This is a genomic window from Streptomyces sp. NPDC043870, assembly GCF_056435785.1.
In genome coordinates this window covers 146,466-160,215 of record NZ_JBWKDT010000008.1, presented here as the reverse complement: position 1 = coordinate 160,215, position 13,750 = coordinate 146,466, and the positions used below count along the sequence as shown (strand labels likewise).

Genomic DNA, 13,750 nt, shown 5'->3' with positions numbered 1-13,750 from the left:
GCAACCCCACGAGCTGCCCGCGCACCCAGCCACCGGCCTGCCCGGGCGGTCATGCGCAGACCTGCCCGGGCTGCCCCGGATGCGTCGTCAGGTGCCCGCGATCGCCCGCGGCGCGTCCGGACGACGGCGCAGGACATCGCGGGCGTCCGCGGTCGGCGCCGGCACCGGACCGGGCGGTCAGCGATTCATCCGCGGTCCTGCCCCACCCGCCCGGGCTGCAGCACCTTGCTGAAGAGAACCGCTCCGCCCTCCGCCCGCAGACGGACCGTCAACTCGCCGCTGCCGCCGTCGATGTCGACCTCACCGAAGTGCTGCGGCGACTCCATCGGCGACACATTGGCCCGCTCCGGCGCCCGCACGAAGACCCGGTCGGGCCCGAACGTCCCGTCCAGCGCGTTCGCCGGGAACCCCCCTGCCGCCAGCGGGCCGGACACGAACTCCCAGAACGGAGCGAAGTCCTTGAACGCGGCCCGCTCCGGGGCGTAGTGCTGTGCCGAGGTGTAGTGCACGTCCGCCGTCAGCCACAGCGTGCCCGTGATCCGACGGTGCTTGATGAACCGCAGCAGCTCCGCGATCTGCAGCTCGCGCCCGAGCGGTACACCGGGATCTCCCTGCGCGACCGCCTCGAAGTTCGCGGAACCGTCCGCTACGACGAGCCCCAGCGGCATGTCCGCCGCGAGCACCTTCCACACCGCACGCGACCGCGACAGCTCGCGCTTGAGCCAGGTCAGCTGCTCCGCACCGAGAATCCCGGTCGTGTCGTCCGCCTGCCGCCCAGGGGAGTTGGCGTTCCGGTAGGAGCGCATGTCGAGCACGAACACGTCGAGCAGAGGTCCGTACCGCACCACCCGGTGCATCCGCCCCTCACGCCCGCGAGCCGGCAGCGTGGAGACCGGGAAGTACTCACCGAACGCCCGCATCGCGCGAGCGGCCAGCACGTCCACGTTCTTCTCGGTGTAGCGCGCGTCGTCGAGGATCTGGCCGGGGTACCAGTTGTTGCGCACCTCGTGGTCGTCCCACTGCACCACCGTCGGCACCTGCGCGTTGAACCGGCGGACGTTCTCGTCCAGGAGGTTGTAGCGGAAGTTGCCGCGGTACTCGGCGAGCGTCTCCGCGACCTTGGACTTCTCCTCGGTCGTGATGTTGCGCCACACCCGCCCGTCGGGCAGTGTCACGCTCGGGGCGATCGGCCCGTCCGCGTACACCGTGTCCCCGCTGCACAGGAAGAAGTCCGGGTCGAGGCGCCGCATCTCCTCGTACGCGCGGAACCCGCCGATGTCGGGGTTGATGCCCCAGCCCTGCCCGGCGATGTCGCCCGACCACAGGAAACGCACCCCGGACGACCGGCGCCGCGCGGGGGCCGTTCGGAACGTCCCGTACACCGGCTCGCCGGTGCGGCGCGGGTCGTCGGGGTCCGCGAGCGTCACGCGGTAGTGGATCTGCTCGCCGGGCGGCAGACCGCGCAGCGCGGTCGTCCCGGTGAAGTCGGTTCCCGAGCCGAGGAGCGGGCCGTGCCAGGTGTGCGCCCGGCGGAACGACTCGGTCGCCGACGTCTCCACGATCATCCGGGCGGGCCGGTCGGACCGTACCCACACCAGACCTGACGACGACGTGACGTCGCCCGTCTGAACGCCCCAGGCCGCGCCCGGCCTGCCGCGCAGAGCCTGGGCCGGGGCGGCGGCCCCGAGCGTGAGCGCCGCCGACGCGGCGAGCGAACCGCGCAGGACGGTACGGCGGTTGTACGACATCGGTACGCCTCCTGAGAGGGAGTGGGCGAGGGCTTGCCGTGCCCATGCCTAGCGCCCGGCGGAGGCGGACACACGAACCCCACGTGAACAACCGGCCGCGCTCGGACAGGGACCAGGGCCTGTCTTCCGGATCTTGCCGGGCTGATCCAGAAGACAGGCCCTGGCCGCCGAATGGTCCTCCGTGCCCCCAGCCGGTCCAACTCCGAGGAGTCATGCACGGCTTCGGCCGCGGACGCAGCGCGGACCCGTAGTCACGAGGATTCAGCGGCTGCCGTCGAGGATCACCCGCGCGACGAGCGCGGGGTCGTCGTTCATGGGTACATGGCCGCAGCCGGGAAGCCGCACCAGCCGGGCGCCGGGGATGGCGTGCTTGGCGCGGACGCCTTGGCGGCGCAGGAGCAGCCGGTCGCGGGTGCCCCACGCCACGGTGACCGGGAGACCGGGCACATCGTGCGTGAACAGCACGTCGCGACCCGCGTCCAGCGTCCGGCGGAAGCCGGTGGCGTCCCGCAGGGCGAGCGTCTCCGCCACGACAGCCTCGGGTGAACGGCGCCCGGGGCGGGCATAGATGGTGCTGGTCAGTGCCGCGCGTCCGGCGGCCGTACGGGACAGCCGGTCGATCACCGGCACGGGCATCATCCGGGCGCCCCGGCGCATCGCGAGCAGCGTCCCGAACGCGTAGCGGCGCTCGCTCTCCGTCCAGAACCCGGCGGGGGAGAGGGCGGTGACGGAGCGTACGAGCTTCTCGCGGCCCAGTTCGAGGGCGAGCAGCCCGCCGAGTGAGTTGCCCGCGACATGCGGCCGGTCGATGCCGAGCGCCGCACAGAACGCGCCGAGCACCGGGACCACGGTCGAGAGGTCGTAGGACACCGCGTCGGGCAGTGCGGGTGACATGCCGAAACCGGGCAGATCGACGGCGATGACCTCGCGCTCGGCGGCGAGGGCGGGAAGGACCGGTTCCCAGGCCTGCCAGTGGTGCCCGATGCCGTGGAGCAGCAGCAGCGGTTCCCCGGTGCCGAGGCGCTCGTACACCACGGACAGCGTGCGGATTCCGCCGGCGGAATCGATCGTGAACGAGACCTTCGAGGTCATGCTGCCGCTCCCTGACCCTGTAGACACCTTGTCAGCAACAATTACCGCTCAGTAGCCCCCGATTCAAGGGGGAACGTCGATGAGCGCGGGACGCGCATCGACACGCGCCCGGTCCACCGGTGCGTGTGCCGAGCGACGCACAGGAACCGCCTGGACATCACCGCCCCTGTCGGCTGGGATGGTGAGGTGGCAACCGATACCGCGACGGACGTCTTCGAAGCCCACCGCTCCGTGCTGACGGGGGTGGCCTACCGCATGCTCGGCCGTATCGCCGATGCCGAGGACGTGGTCCAGGAAACCTGGCTGCGCTGGTCCGCCGAGGACCGCGGCGACGTCCGCGAGCCCCGCGGCTACCTCGTACGCATCGCCACCAGGCTCGCGATCGACCGGCTGAGGCACGTGCAGTCGCGCCGCGAGGCGTACGTGGGGCCCTGGCTGCCCGAGCCCATCGCGACCGACTTCGACCACACCGCGTCCGACACCGCCGAGCGCGCCGTGCTCATGGAGTCCGTGTCACTCGCCGTCCTCGTCGTCCTCGAGTCGCTCTCGCCACTGGAGCGCGCGGTGTTCGTGCTGCGGGAGGCCTTCGGCTTCCCGTACGGCGACATCGCGACGACCCTGGACCGCAGCGAGGCGGCCGTGCGGCAGCTCGCCGGGCGGGCCCGCCGCCATGTCGAGGAGCGCAAGCCGCGATACGACGTCGATCCGGCCGAACGCCGCGACCTGACGGAGCGGTTCCTCGCCGCGGCGTCGGGCGGTGACCTCGACGCGCTCCTCGACCTGCTCGCCCCCGATGTCCGGCTGGTCAGCGACAGCGGAGGCAAGTCGAAGGCGCCGCTGCGGGTCATCGAGACCGCGGACAAGGTGGGCCGCTTCCTGCACGCCGTGGCCAAGGAGCCCCTGCCCCGCTCCGAGTTCCGGCTCATGGAGCTCAACGGAGCGCCCGGGCTGCTGGTGCTCTCGGGCGGACACCCGGACACCGTCCTTCAGGTCGAGGTCAGGGACGGCAGGATCCAGTGCATCTACCTCGTACGGAATCCCGACAAGCTCGGCGCCCTGGAGGGGTAGGCCCTGCCCTGGCGGCGGTTTCCCGCTGCCCGCGCGTGGCCCCGCGTCCGGTCCGGATGTGGGGCCACTGTTTTTCGCCACAGCGCGAACCTTCCGTGAACGCTCTGTGGCAGAGGGTGATTCCATGGCTCGGCGCACGAGGATTGGTCTTGACCAAGCCTGTGCGCCGTCCTATGGTCGCAGCGTTAGTGCAGGAACCTTTAATAAACAAGGGCACGGAAATCCGCCGGGGCCACGGTGATTGCGGAGGACAGGGTGGGGACCACGCAACTGGAGACGGTGCCGGAGCCGAAGTACTGGCACCTCAAGACCGTGATCGGCGAGGCGCTCGACTCCGACTTCTCGGTCGGGGAGATCCTGCCCAACGAGCGCGAGCTGGCCGCCCGCTTCGGAGTCGCCCGGGCCACCCTCCGCCAGGCGCTCGAACAGCTGGAGCTGGAGGGCCGGTTGCAGCGCCGCCGCGGTGTCGGCACCACGGTCGCGCCGCCCCGCATGGGCGTCGACGTCTCCACCTCCCCGCAGGACTGGCCCGGTACCGCCGGTGACGCCTGGCAGGCCCTCGACTGCACGACCGGTGTCCCACCCGCCGCCGTCGGCCGCGTGCTGGACACCGACGGCGACGAGGAAGTCCACATCGTGCGCCGGATGCTGGTGACACACGGCCAGCCTGTCGCCACCGAGCTGCTCTACATCCCGTCCGGCTCCGTGGCCGAGCTGTCCGCCATCGATGCCCCCGCCGGCGCGGCTCGCGCCCGCGGAGTCCTGCGTGAGCTGCAGCGTCTGGCTCTGGAGGGCCAGGACCGCGCTGTGGAGCTCGGCTCCGCGCGCGCGGACGACGCGAAGGAACTGGACCGCCTCCCGGGCGCCCCCGTCCTCGTCGTCACCACCCGGTACTTCGCGCAGGGCCGCACCGCCGTCGTCTCGGTGGCGACGTATCGCGCGGACACCTGCCGACTGACCTTCGGCGACTCCGGCGATCTGGAGATCCGCCACGACACCCAGCAGCGCCGCGCCTCCTGAGCGCTGCCCAGCCGTACGGCCCGTCGCGTTCAGCGGCGGGCCGTCACCGTTCCCTCGACGGCGAACAGTTGCTCCTCGACATGGTCCAGCGCCAGCCGTAGCGCCCCGGTCGCCACCGCGGCCTCACCGAGCATCGAAAGCGCCACCCGGGGCGGCCGCAGGCAGTAGCGGGACAGCTCGTCGCGCAGCGGATCGAGGACGCCGTCCAGTCCGGCCGCCCAGCCGCCGATCACCACCAGTTCCGGGTCGAGCGCGAGCACCAGTGCCGCCACGTCGTGCACCAGCCGCTGGATGAACCGGTCGACGGCGGCGCGCGCCCGCTCGTCACCCTGCCGGGCATGTGCGAACACCCCCGCGACCGCCTGTTCGTCCAGCGGATGCAGCGGCTCGCCCGTGGTCGACAGCAGCGTCTCCGGAGTGACCTCCCGGCCCAGCAGGTGCAGTGCGCCGATCTCGCCCGCCGCCCCGCCGTAGCCCCGGTGGAGACGCCCGCCGATCAGCGAGCCCGCGCCGGGACTGAGCCCCGCCAGGACGAAGACGATGTCGTCCGAGTCCGTCGCCGTACCCTTCCAGTGCTCGGCGACCGCCGCCGCGTTCGCGTCGTTCTCCACCAGCACCGGACAGCGGAACGAGCGCCTCAGGCGATCACCCAGGGCCAGCCCCGTCCAGCCCGGCAGCGCCGTGCCCAGGCGTACCGTGCCGTCGGCCTCGACGATGCCCGGCGTACCGACTCCGACGGCGCGGAGCGAGCTGCGGGCGACTCCGGCACGCCGCAGGACATCGGCGACGACGGTACGGACCCGCTCCAGCCGCTCGTCCGCGGGCGCCGCCTCGTCCACCTCACGGGAGCCCGCGCCGATGATCCGGCCGTCGAGCCCCGACAGCAGCGCGGCGACCCGGTGCGGGCCGATCTCCACTCCCAGTAGATGCCCGGCCTCGGCACGGAACCGGAACCGGCGGGCCGGCCGCCCCTGCCGCCGGGTCTCGCCCTCCTCGGGGCCGGTCTCCACGACCAGCCCGGAGGCGATGAGCCCTTCCAGCACGCCCTCGACGGTCGGCCGGGACAATCCGGTGATCCGGGTCAGATCGGTGAGCGTGGGGGAATCGGCACCCCGCAGCGCATGGAGTACCACCGCGGAATTGATCCGCCGCAGCAGCGAAGGATCCCCGCCGGTCAGCCGCCCCACGTCGTGGTCCTTCCCGCTCGTACGCGTGTCTGCCGGATCGTACTCAATGCCGGTCGAGCCCGGCGAGGGCCGACATGACAGCGACAGCGGTTCGGCGGCTGGTCGCGAGGCGCTCGGTGCGCAAGGCCGACGCGCACGGGACGCAGGGGAGCGCTGGGTAGCGAGGTGCGTACGGATCGTACCCAGGAGTGGGTCGTGAGCTGCGTACGGACCGTACGTGGGAGTGGGTCGTGAGGCGGAGAAGGTCAGGCAGTTCGGAGGGGCGGCGGAATCCCGGGGAGGACCGGCTGCGGCGGCTTATCCCACAGAGGGACTGTCGTGTCAAGTTCCGAGTTCTAGGGGCGTGACGGGGCTTCTCACACCAGACGTACTGGAGGAGGTGCAACCCGGGCCCACCGGGTGCCGGCCGCAGCGGCCGACGCGAAACGTTCTCAGGGAGTTCGTATGACAGGGAAGTCCGAGGTAGTCCGCATGCCAGGGGAGTTTGCCGGAACCGTCACGGCCGACTCGGCGGAAACCTCCACCATCCAGGGCGGCGCGTGTGCAGGCCCGGTGGCCGGTACCGCCGGGCTGCTGGCCGAGGTGCTGGCCGGCGTCGTCGGAGTCGAGCAGGTCCAGGCCGACAGCCACTTCTTCCATGACCTGGGTGCCGACTCGATGGTGATGGCGCGATTCTGCGCCAGGGTCAGGAAGCGGGCGGACCTGCCGTCGGTGTCGATGAAGGACATCTACCGGAACCCGACGATCGGGAGCCTGACGGCTGCGCTCGAGGATGCCGAGCCGGCCGTGGCCGAGCCCTCGGTCCCGGCGCCGGCCGAGCCGGCCGAACCGGCCAGGACCAGCACACTGGAGTACGTCCTCTGCGGAACGCTGCAGTTCCTGATCTTCCTCGGGTACGTCTATGCCGTCGCGCTCGTCTCTGTGCGAGGCTTCGAGTGGATCTCCGCCGGCTCAGGGGTGTTCGACATCTACCTGAGGTCGGTCCTGTTCGGTGGCGCGGCCTTCCTCGGCGCGTGCACGCTGCCGATCCTGGCGAAGTGGCTGCTCATCGGTCGGTGGAAGCCCCAGCAGATCCGTATCTGGAGCCCGGCCTACGTCCGGTTCTGGGTCGTCAAGACGCTCGTCCGGTCCAACCCGCTGGCGCTGTTCGGCGGTTCGCCGCTGTACGCGCTGTATCTGAGGGCGCTGGGCGCGAAGGTCGGGCGAGGCGTGGTGATCTTCTCCCAGCACGTGCCGGTGTGCACCGACCTCCTCACCATCGGCGACGGCACGGTCATCCGTAAGGACTCGTACTTCAACTGCTACCGCGCCCACGCCGGACGGATCCAGACCGGCGCGGTCACCCTGGGCCGGGATGTGTACATCGGCGAGCAGACGGTGCTCGACATCGAGACCTCGATGGGCGATGGGGCCCAACTGGGCCACGTCTCCTCTTTGCACGCCGGGCAGGCTGTGCCCGGCGGCCAAGGCTGGCACGGGTCTCCGGCCCAACCCACCGAGGTGGACTACCGGATGGTCCCGCCTGCCATCTGCGGCACCCTGCGAAGTGCGGTCTACTCCGCCGTGCAGGTGCTCATGATGCTTGCCCTGTACCTGCCGTTGGTGATCTGCGTTCTCGACATCCTCGTGGGGTCCCGGGTGGAGGCGCTTCTGGGCGCAGCCTCTCCTGACTTCACCAGTGGGGCGTTCTACCTCGAAGCGCTGGTCATTTCCTTCGTGGTCTTCTTCGGCTCCCTGCTCCTCGGCATTCTCTTCGTGTTCACCGTCCCTCGCGTGCTCAACCTGGCCATCAAGCCGGACACGGTCTATCCCTTGTACGGCCTGCATTACTTGCTCCACAGGGCGATCACGCGCATGGCGAACTCGAAGTTCCTGATAGGTCTCTTCGGGGACAGCTCCTACATCGTCCCCTTTCTGCGCGGCCTTGGGTACGACCTTTCTTCCCCGGTTGTGCAGACCGGTTCGAACTTCGGCGACCAGGTCAAGCACGACACCCCGTACTTGGTCTCCGTCGGCCCCGGAACGGTCTGCGCCAGCGAGCTGTCGATCGTCAATGCCGACTATTCCAGCACGTCCTTCCGTGTGTCCCGGGCGTCGATCGGAGCCCACAGCTTCCTCGGGAACATGATTGCCTATCCCTCGCAGAGCAAGGTCGGCGACAACTGCTTGCTGGCGACGAAGGTCATGGTCCCGATCGACGGGGAGGTCCGGGAAGGAGTCGGGCTCCTGGGCTCGCCCAGCTTCGAGATCCCGCGCACGGTCGATCGTGACAACAGGTTCAACCACCTGACGGACGGAGACGAGCTGCGTCGCCGCCTCGCCGCCAAGAACAGGCACAATGCCCTCACCATAGGGTTCTTCCTGATGGCGCGGTGGATCTACACCTTCGTGGCCATCGTGATCGGTCTGTGCGCTGCGGACCTGTACCCCTCCCTCGGTGTGCCGGCGGTCGCGCTGGCCATGGTCTTCCTCCTTCTGTTCAGCGTCGTCTACGGCGTACTCGTCGAACGTGCCTCCACGGGATTCCGGCCCCTGCCGCCGAAGTACTGCTCGATCTACGACATGGACTTCTGGCGGACCGAACGCTTCTTCAAATTGGAATCGGGTGCGGGCACGGTTTTCAACGGCACCCCGTTCAAGAGCGCGATCTGGCGGCTGCAGGGCGTCCGGCTCGGCAGGAGGCTCTTCGACGACGGCTGCCAGATGGCCGAGAAGAACCTCGTGACGATCGGCGACAACGTCACCCTCAACGCCGGTGCGTGGATTCAGTGCCACTCGCAGGAGGACTACGTCTTCAAGTGCGACCACATCACGATCGGTGCCGACTGCACCCTCGGAGTCGGTTCCTTCGTTCTCTACGGCACGTCGATGGGCGACGGCGCAGTGCTCGCCCCCGACTCCTTCCTCATGAAGGGCGAGGAAGTCCCACCGCACGCCCGATGGGGCGGAAACCCGGCCAGGGAGCTGCGGACCGGCCACCGAATCGACAACCGCGACGTCGCCCACTTCGGCGCCAAGTGGCATCAGTGAGCAGGAAAAGGATTTGATGATCATGGAAATGACCAAGACCGGGCAAGAGTTCTGGCGCGGTGTGCTCACCGCCGGCGGGCTCACGCCGATCCCGCGGTGGACCCTCGATCCGGTAGCGGGCATCGCCGAGCACGAGGCGATCATCCCCGACCGCGACATGGCGGCGCTGCGCCGACTGGCCGACGAGCTGACGGTGCCGTTCGGTTCCGTGCTCCTCGCCGCACACGCCAAGGTGCTTGCCGCGCTGTCCGGCGAGCGCGAGGTCGTGACCGGTTACGTCGCCGACGGCGGCTCGCCGCTGCCCTGCCGGCAGACGACCGCATCCCACTCGTGGCGGGCACTGCTGCTGGACACGCGTCGGAGCGAGTCGGAACTGCTGTCGCACCGGGACTTCCCGGTCGACGACCTCAAGCGCGAACTGGGCCTGACCGAGCCGTCCTTCGAGACCGTCTTCGACCCCACCGGCGGCGACGGCGAGCTCGCCGAGGACACGGTGCTGCGGGTGGGGGTCTTCCAGCAGGGCGGCCGACTCGGCCTGCGGCTCCGGTACCGGACCGATGTGATCGACTCGGCCTGCGCCGCAAGGATCGCCGGCTACCACCTCACCGCGCTCGCGCTGATCGCCGCCGACCCCGACGCCGAGCACGGGCGGTGCAGCCTGCTCTCCGCCGAAGAGCTCCGTTTCCAGCTCGCAGGGCTCTCCGGGCCGCGCCGGGAGCTGCCGGACCGCCGGGTCCACGAGCTGTTCGAACAGCGGGTGCGGCAGCACCCGGACGCCGTCGCGGCCGTGCACGGCGACCGGCAGTGGACCTACCGGGAGCTCAACGCCCGCGCCAACCGACTGGGCCGGGCCCTGCTGGCGCGAGGGCTGCGCCGCGAGGACGTCGTCGCGGTGGTGACGGAGCGGAACCTGGACTGGATGGCCGCCGTCCTCGCGATCTTCAAGGCCGGTGGCGTGTACCTGCCCATCGAGCCGCACTTCCCGGCCGACCGCATCGCGGCCGCCCTCTCCCGGGCCGAGTGCGGGCTCGTGCTGACCGAGCGCGACAGCACCGCCACGCTCGACCAGGCCCTGGACGCGCTGCCCGGAGTCCGGACCCTCTTCGTCGACACGGCCTGGGAGGAAGACCACCCCGACGGTGATCTCGGCATCCAGGTCGCGCCGGACCAGCTCGCCTACATCCTGTTCACCTCCGGTTCCACCGGGGAGCCCAAGGGCGCGATGTGCGAGCACGCGGGCATGCTCAACCACATCTACGCCAAGCTCGACGACCTGGAGGTCGCCGAGGGCGAGGTGATCCCCCAGACCGGACCCCAGTGCTTCGACATCTCGGTGTGGCAACTGCTCGCCGCGCTGCTCGTCGGCGGTCGGACCCTGCTGGTCGACCAGGAGGTGATCCTGGACGTCGAGCGGTTCGTCGACACGATCGTCGACGGCCGGGCCGCCGTGCTCCAGGTCGTGCCGTCCTACCTCGACGTCTTCCTGTCCGCTCTGGAGCAGAACCCGCGCGAGCTGCCGGACCTGCACACCGTGTCGCCCACCGGCGACTTCCTGAAGAAGGAGCTGGTGCAGCGCTGGTTCGTCGCCCAGCCCGAGATCAAGATGGTCAACACCTACGGGCTGACCGAGACTTCGGACGACGCCGTCCACGAGGTCATGGACCGGGCGCCGGACCGGGACCGGGTCCCGCTCGGCCGCCCCATCGGCAACGTGCACATCTACGTCGTCGACGAGCACCTGGCACCGGTGCCGCTGGGCGCCCCCGGTGTGATCGTCTTCGCCGGCGTCTGTGTCGGCCGCGGGTACGTCAACGACCCCGAGCGCACCCGCCGGGTCTTCATGGCCGATCCGCACCGCAAGGGCGAGCCCCTCCTGCCCGACGGCGGGCAAGAAGGGAGGATCTGCCGCAGCGGCGACTACGGCCGCTGGCAAGCCGAGGGCAAGCTGGAGTTCCTCGGCCGCCGGGACAACCAGGTCAAGATACGCGGGTTCCGGATTGAGATCGGCGAGATCGAGAACGCGCTGCTGCGGGCGGACGGTGTCCGCGACGGCGCCGCGGTGGTCGCCGAGCGGACCGGTGGGAGCAAGCGCCTGGTGGCCTTCTACTCCGGCCGGCGTCCGCTGGAGGCCGGCGTCCTGCGGGACCGGCTGGGCGAGTCGCTGCCCGAGTACATGGTCCCGTCGGCCTTCCACTGGCGGGAGAGCCTGCCGCTGACCCCAAACGGAAAGATCGACAGGCGGACGCTGACGGTCCTTGCCGCGGAACTCGACACCGTGAAGGACGACCACCACGCGCCGAGTACGCCGACCGAGCAGCGGCTGGCGGCCGCCTGGGCGAAGGTGCTCGGCGTCCCGCCGGACCGGATCGGCCCGCGCGACCACTTCTTCGACAGGGGCGGCACGTCGCTGTCGGCCGTGAAGCTGGCGGTCGCCCTGGACCGTGCGGTGTCCCTCAAGGACGTCACCCGCCACCCGGTCCTCGCCGATCTGGCCGCTCTGGTCGACGGCAGGCACGGAAGCGAGGTGCGACATGGGTAGCGTGACCAGGTCGGTCGACCTGTCGGGTTGTGAGTGGCTGCAGTACGACTACGGATCCGCGCTGATGGCACCGGACCCGCCGGGATCGTTCAGCATGTGGCGATACCGGAAGCTGCTGCCGGTGGCCGATGGTCCGGTGCGGTATCCGATGCCGATCGGCGGCACGCCGTTGCTGCCGGCCCCGGCGCTCAGAAAGACGCTGGGAATGCCGCGCCTGTGGATCAAAGACGAGACGCGGAACCCGACCGCCTCCAACAAGGACCGCGCCACCGCGCTCGTGATCGAAGACGGGCTGCGACGCGGGATGGACACGATCACGACAGCCTCCACCGGTAACGCGGCTGTGGCCACCGCCTTCGGTGCCGCGGCAGCCGGGATGCGGGCCGTCATCTTCGTGTCCGCCGACTGCCAGCCGGAGAAGCTCGCGCTCATGACGCAGGCCGGTGCATGGGTCTTCCAGGTGCGCGAAGGCTACTCGGCCGCGGTCGACCTGTCCCGGGCCTCCGCCCGCACGTTCGGATGGCTCGACCGCAACACCGGCTCCAACCCGCTCACCATCGAGGCGAAGAAGACCGTGGCGTTCGAGGTGTGGGAACAGCTCGGCCGCCGGCTCCCGGATCTGGTGATGGTCCCGGTCGGGGACGGCCCCACGCTGGTGGCGCTCGACAAGGGCTTCGCCGAACTCGTCAGCTGCGGCCTCGCCGCTCGGAAACCGCGCCTGATCGGCGTACAGGCAGAGCGCTGCCAGCCGCTGGTGCGGGCCTGGCAGGGGGCGCCCGCCGTGCCGACGGAGCTGGATCCCACCGCCACCGTCGCCGACGGCATCGCGGTGGTGCGCCCCGCTATCGGTGATGCCGCGCTGGCCGTGATGCGCCAACGTGGCGGAGGAATGGTGGCGGTCACCGATGACGCGCTGCTGAGCGCGGTGTCGACGCTTGCCGACAGGGCGGGCGTGGGTGCCGAACCCGCCGGGGCGGCGGCCCTGGCCGGGCTGGAGAGCGCCGTCGAACGAGGTCTGGCGGATCGGTCGGAAAGCGTGGTTCTGCTGGTCACCGGCCGGGAGATGAAGGCGAGCGGAGAGCCGGCCGACCGGGGCCGGGTGGCGGTCGTCGAAAAGCTCGACGACATCGAGCGGGCCCTGGCGGGCGGCTGCTGAGGGGTCGAGGACCGGGCCCCGTCAGCGCCGGTCGAGGCGCCGCCGGACTCGCCGCCCTGCTGCGCAGCGGCGTGGCCGTGCTCGGCATCCTGATCCCCTGGTTCTGATCGTGTCCTTCGTCGTCGGGGACGCTGCCGGGGGAGTGGCCCAGTATCTTCCCTACCGGGCCGGGCAGTTGGGGTCCACCAGTATCCCGAGGACGGGCCCGCGGTCAGGCGGGAGCCACGAAACCGGACTCGTACGCGGCGATCACCGCTTGCGTGCGGTCCCGGGCACCCAACTTCGCCAGCACGGCGCTGACATGGGATTTCACCGTTTCCGTACCGACGATCAGCTCCGCGGCTATCTCCGCGTTGGACAGGCCCTTCGCCATCAGCCGCAGCACTGCCGACTCCCGCTCGGTGAGCGCCGCCCGCTCCACGGCGGTGGGCGTGGGGCGGGCGGCGGCCCGCCCCGCGACGAGCGAACGCAGCGCGGCCGGGAAGAGCAGCGACTCTCCCTCGGCCACGGTGCGCACCGCGTTCACGATCTCAGCGGGCCGGGACCGCTTCAGCAGGAACCCGTCGGCACCCGCCCGCAGTGCCTCGTACACGTACTCGTCGTTCTCGAAGGTCGTCACGACCAGGATCTTCGGCGGCTGCTCGACCGTGCGCAGCAGCGCACGGGTCGCCTCGATCCCGTCCAGGAGCGGCATGCGCACGTCCATGGCCACCACGTCGGGCCGCAGTCGCCGCACCAGCGGGATCACCGAGGCGCCGTCGGCCGCCTCCCCGACGACCTCGATGTCGGGCTGCGCCTCCAGAACGGCACGCAGACCCGCGCGGACGAGGGGTTCGTCGTCGACGAGCAGAACAGTGACCGGCATGCGGCCAGCGTAGATCAACAGCCCCCGCCGTCCGCAGGGTTCCGT

General features: G+C 70.5%; 9 protein-coding genes and 1 pseudogene. 6 read left to right on the top strand and 4 right to left on the bottom strand.

The window, feature by feature from the left end; genetic code table 11:
• Window positions 1-185: 185 nt before the first annotated feature.
• Window positions 186-1,748 carry an alkaline phosphatase D family protein gene (locus AC0699_RS13495; protein WP_478659394.1) on the bottom strand — a complete coding sequence of 521 codons (1,563 nt, stop codon included), beginning with the start codon at window positions 1,746-1,748 and terminating at the stop codon, window positions 186-188.
• Window positions 1,749-2,009: 261 nt separating this feature from the next.
• Window positions 2,010-2,840, bottom strand: coding sequence for an alpha/beta fold hydrolase (locus AC0699_RS13490; RefSeq protein WP_478659392.1), 831 nt, complete (start codon window positions 2,838-2,840; stop codon window positions 2,010-2,012).
• Window positions 2,841-3,026: 186 nt separating this feature from the next.
• On the opposite strand from AC0699_RS13490, the gene sigJ reads away from it, so the two are divergent.
• The gene (gene sigJ / locus AC0699_RS13485) at window positions 3,027-3,908 is read left to right on the top strand and encodes an RNA polymerase sigma factor SigJ (protein WP_478659390.1); all 882 of its coding nucleotides are present in this window, start codon (window positions 3,027-3,029) and stop codon (window positions 3,906-3,908) included.
• Window positions 3,909-4,163: 255 nt separating this feature from the next.
• On the top strand, window positions 4,164-4,928 hold the full coding sequence (locus tag AC0699_RS13480; RefSeq protein ID WP_478659388.1) for a GntR family transcriptional regulator: 765 nt from the start codon (window positions 4,164-4,166) through the stop codon (window positions 4,926-4,928).
• Between the two features lie 29 nt (window positions 4,929-4,957).
• Here AC0699_RS13480 and AC0699_RS13475 read toward each other — a convergent pair whose 3' ends face one another.
• Window positions 4,958-6,115: an ROK family transcriptional regulator gene (locus tag AC0699_RS13475; RefSeq protein WP_478659386.1), complete on the bottom strand. Its 1,158-nt coding sequence runs from the start codon at window positions 6,113-6,115 to the stop codon at window positions 4,958-4,960.
• Between the two features lie 471 nt (window positions 6,116-6,586).
• Here AC0699_RS13475 and AC0699_RS13470 point away from each other — a divergent pair, with 471 nt between their 5' ends.
• From AC0699_RS13470 to AC0699_RS13455, 4 genes and pseudogenes are all read left to right on the top strand, one after another.
• Window positions 6,587-9,145: a Pls/PosA family non-ribosomal peptide synthetase gene (locus AC0699_RS13470; protein ID WP_478659385.1), complete on the top strand. Its 2,559-nt coding sequence runs from the start codon at window positions 6,587-6,589 to the stop codon at window positions 9,143-9,145.
• 22 nt (window positions 9,146-9,167) lie between these two features.
• A complete protein-coding gene (locus tag AC0699_RS13465; RefSeq protein WP_478659383.1) occupies window positions 9,168-11,684 on the top strand; it encodes a non-ribosomal peptide synthetase in 2,517 nt (838 codons plus the stop codon).
• On the top strand, window positions 11,677-12,840 hold the full coding sequence (locus tag AC0699_RS13460) for a pyridoxal-phosphate dependent enzyme (RefSeq protein WP_478659381.1): 1,164 nt from the start codon (window positions 11,677-11,679) through the stop codon (window positions 12,838-12,840). Before AC0699_RS13465 ends, AC0699_RS13460 begins: the two co-directional genes overlap by 8 nt.
• A gap of 38 nt (window positions 12,841-12,878) precedes the next feature.
• Window positions 12,879-13,018, top strand: a pseudogene (locus AC0699_RS13455) (ABC transporter permease); the annotation flags it as partial.
• A 33-nt stretch (window positions 13,019-13,051) separates the two neighbouring features.
• Here AC0699_RS13455 and AC0699_RS13450 read toward each other — a convergent pair.
• Entirely contained in the window at window positions 13,052-13,705 is a 654-nt protein-coding gene (locus AC0699_RS13450; protein ID WP_478659379.1) for a response regulator, read from the bottom strand.
• Window positions 13,706-13,750: the final 45 nt, after the last annotated feature.

Bases quoted from the DNA above. Each gene is read 5' to 3' on its own strand.
- AC0699_RS13495 (WP_478659394.1), bottom strand. From the start codon at position 1,748: ATGTCGTACAACCGCCGTACCGTCCTGCGCGGTTCGCTCGCCGCGTCG.
- AC0699_RS13490 (WP_478659392.1), bottom strand. From the start codon at position 2,840: ATGACCTCGAAGGTCTCGTTCACGATCGATTCCGCCGGCGGAATCCGC.
- AC0699_RS13470 (WP_478659385.1), top strand. From the start codon at position 6,587: ATGCCAGGGGAGTTTGCCGGAACCGTCACGGCCGACTCGGCGGAAACC.
- AC0699_RS13465 (WP_478659383.1), top strand. From the start codon at position 9,168: ATGGAAATGACCAAGACCGGGCAAGAGTTCTGGCGCGGTGTGCTCACC.
- AC0699_RS13460 (WP_478659381.1), top strand. From the start codon at position 11,677: ATGGGTAGCGTGACCAGGTCGGTCGACCTGTCGGGTTGTGAGTGGCTG.
- AC0699_RS13450 (WP_478659379.1), bottom strand. From the start codon at position 13,705: ATGCCGGTCACTGTTCTGCTCGTCGACGACGAACCCCTCGTCCGCGCG.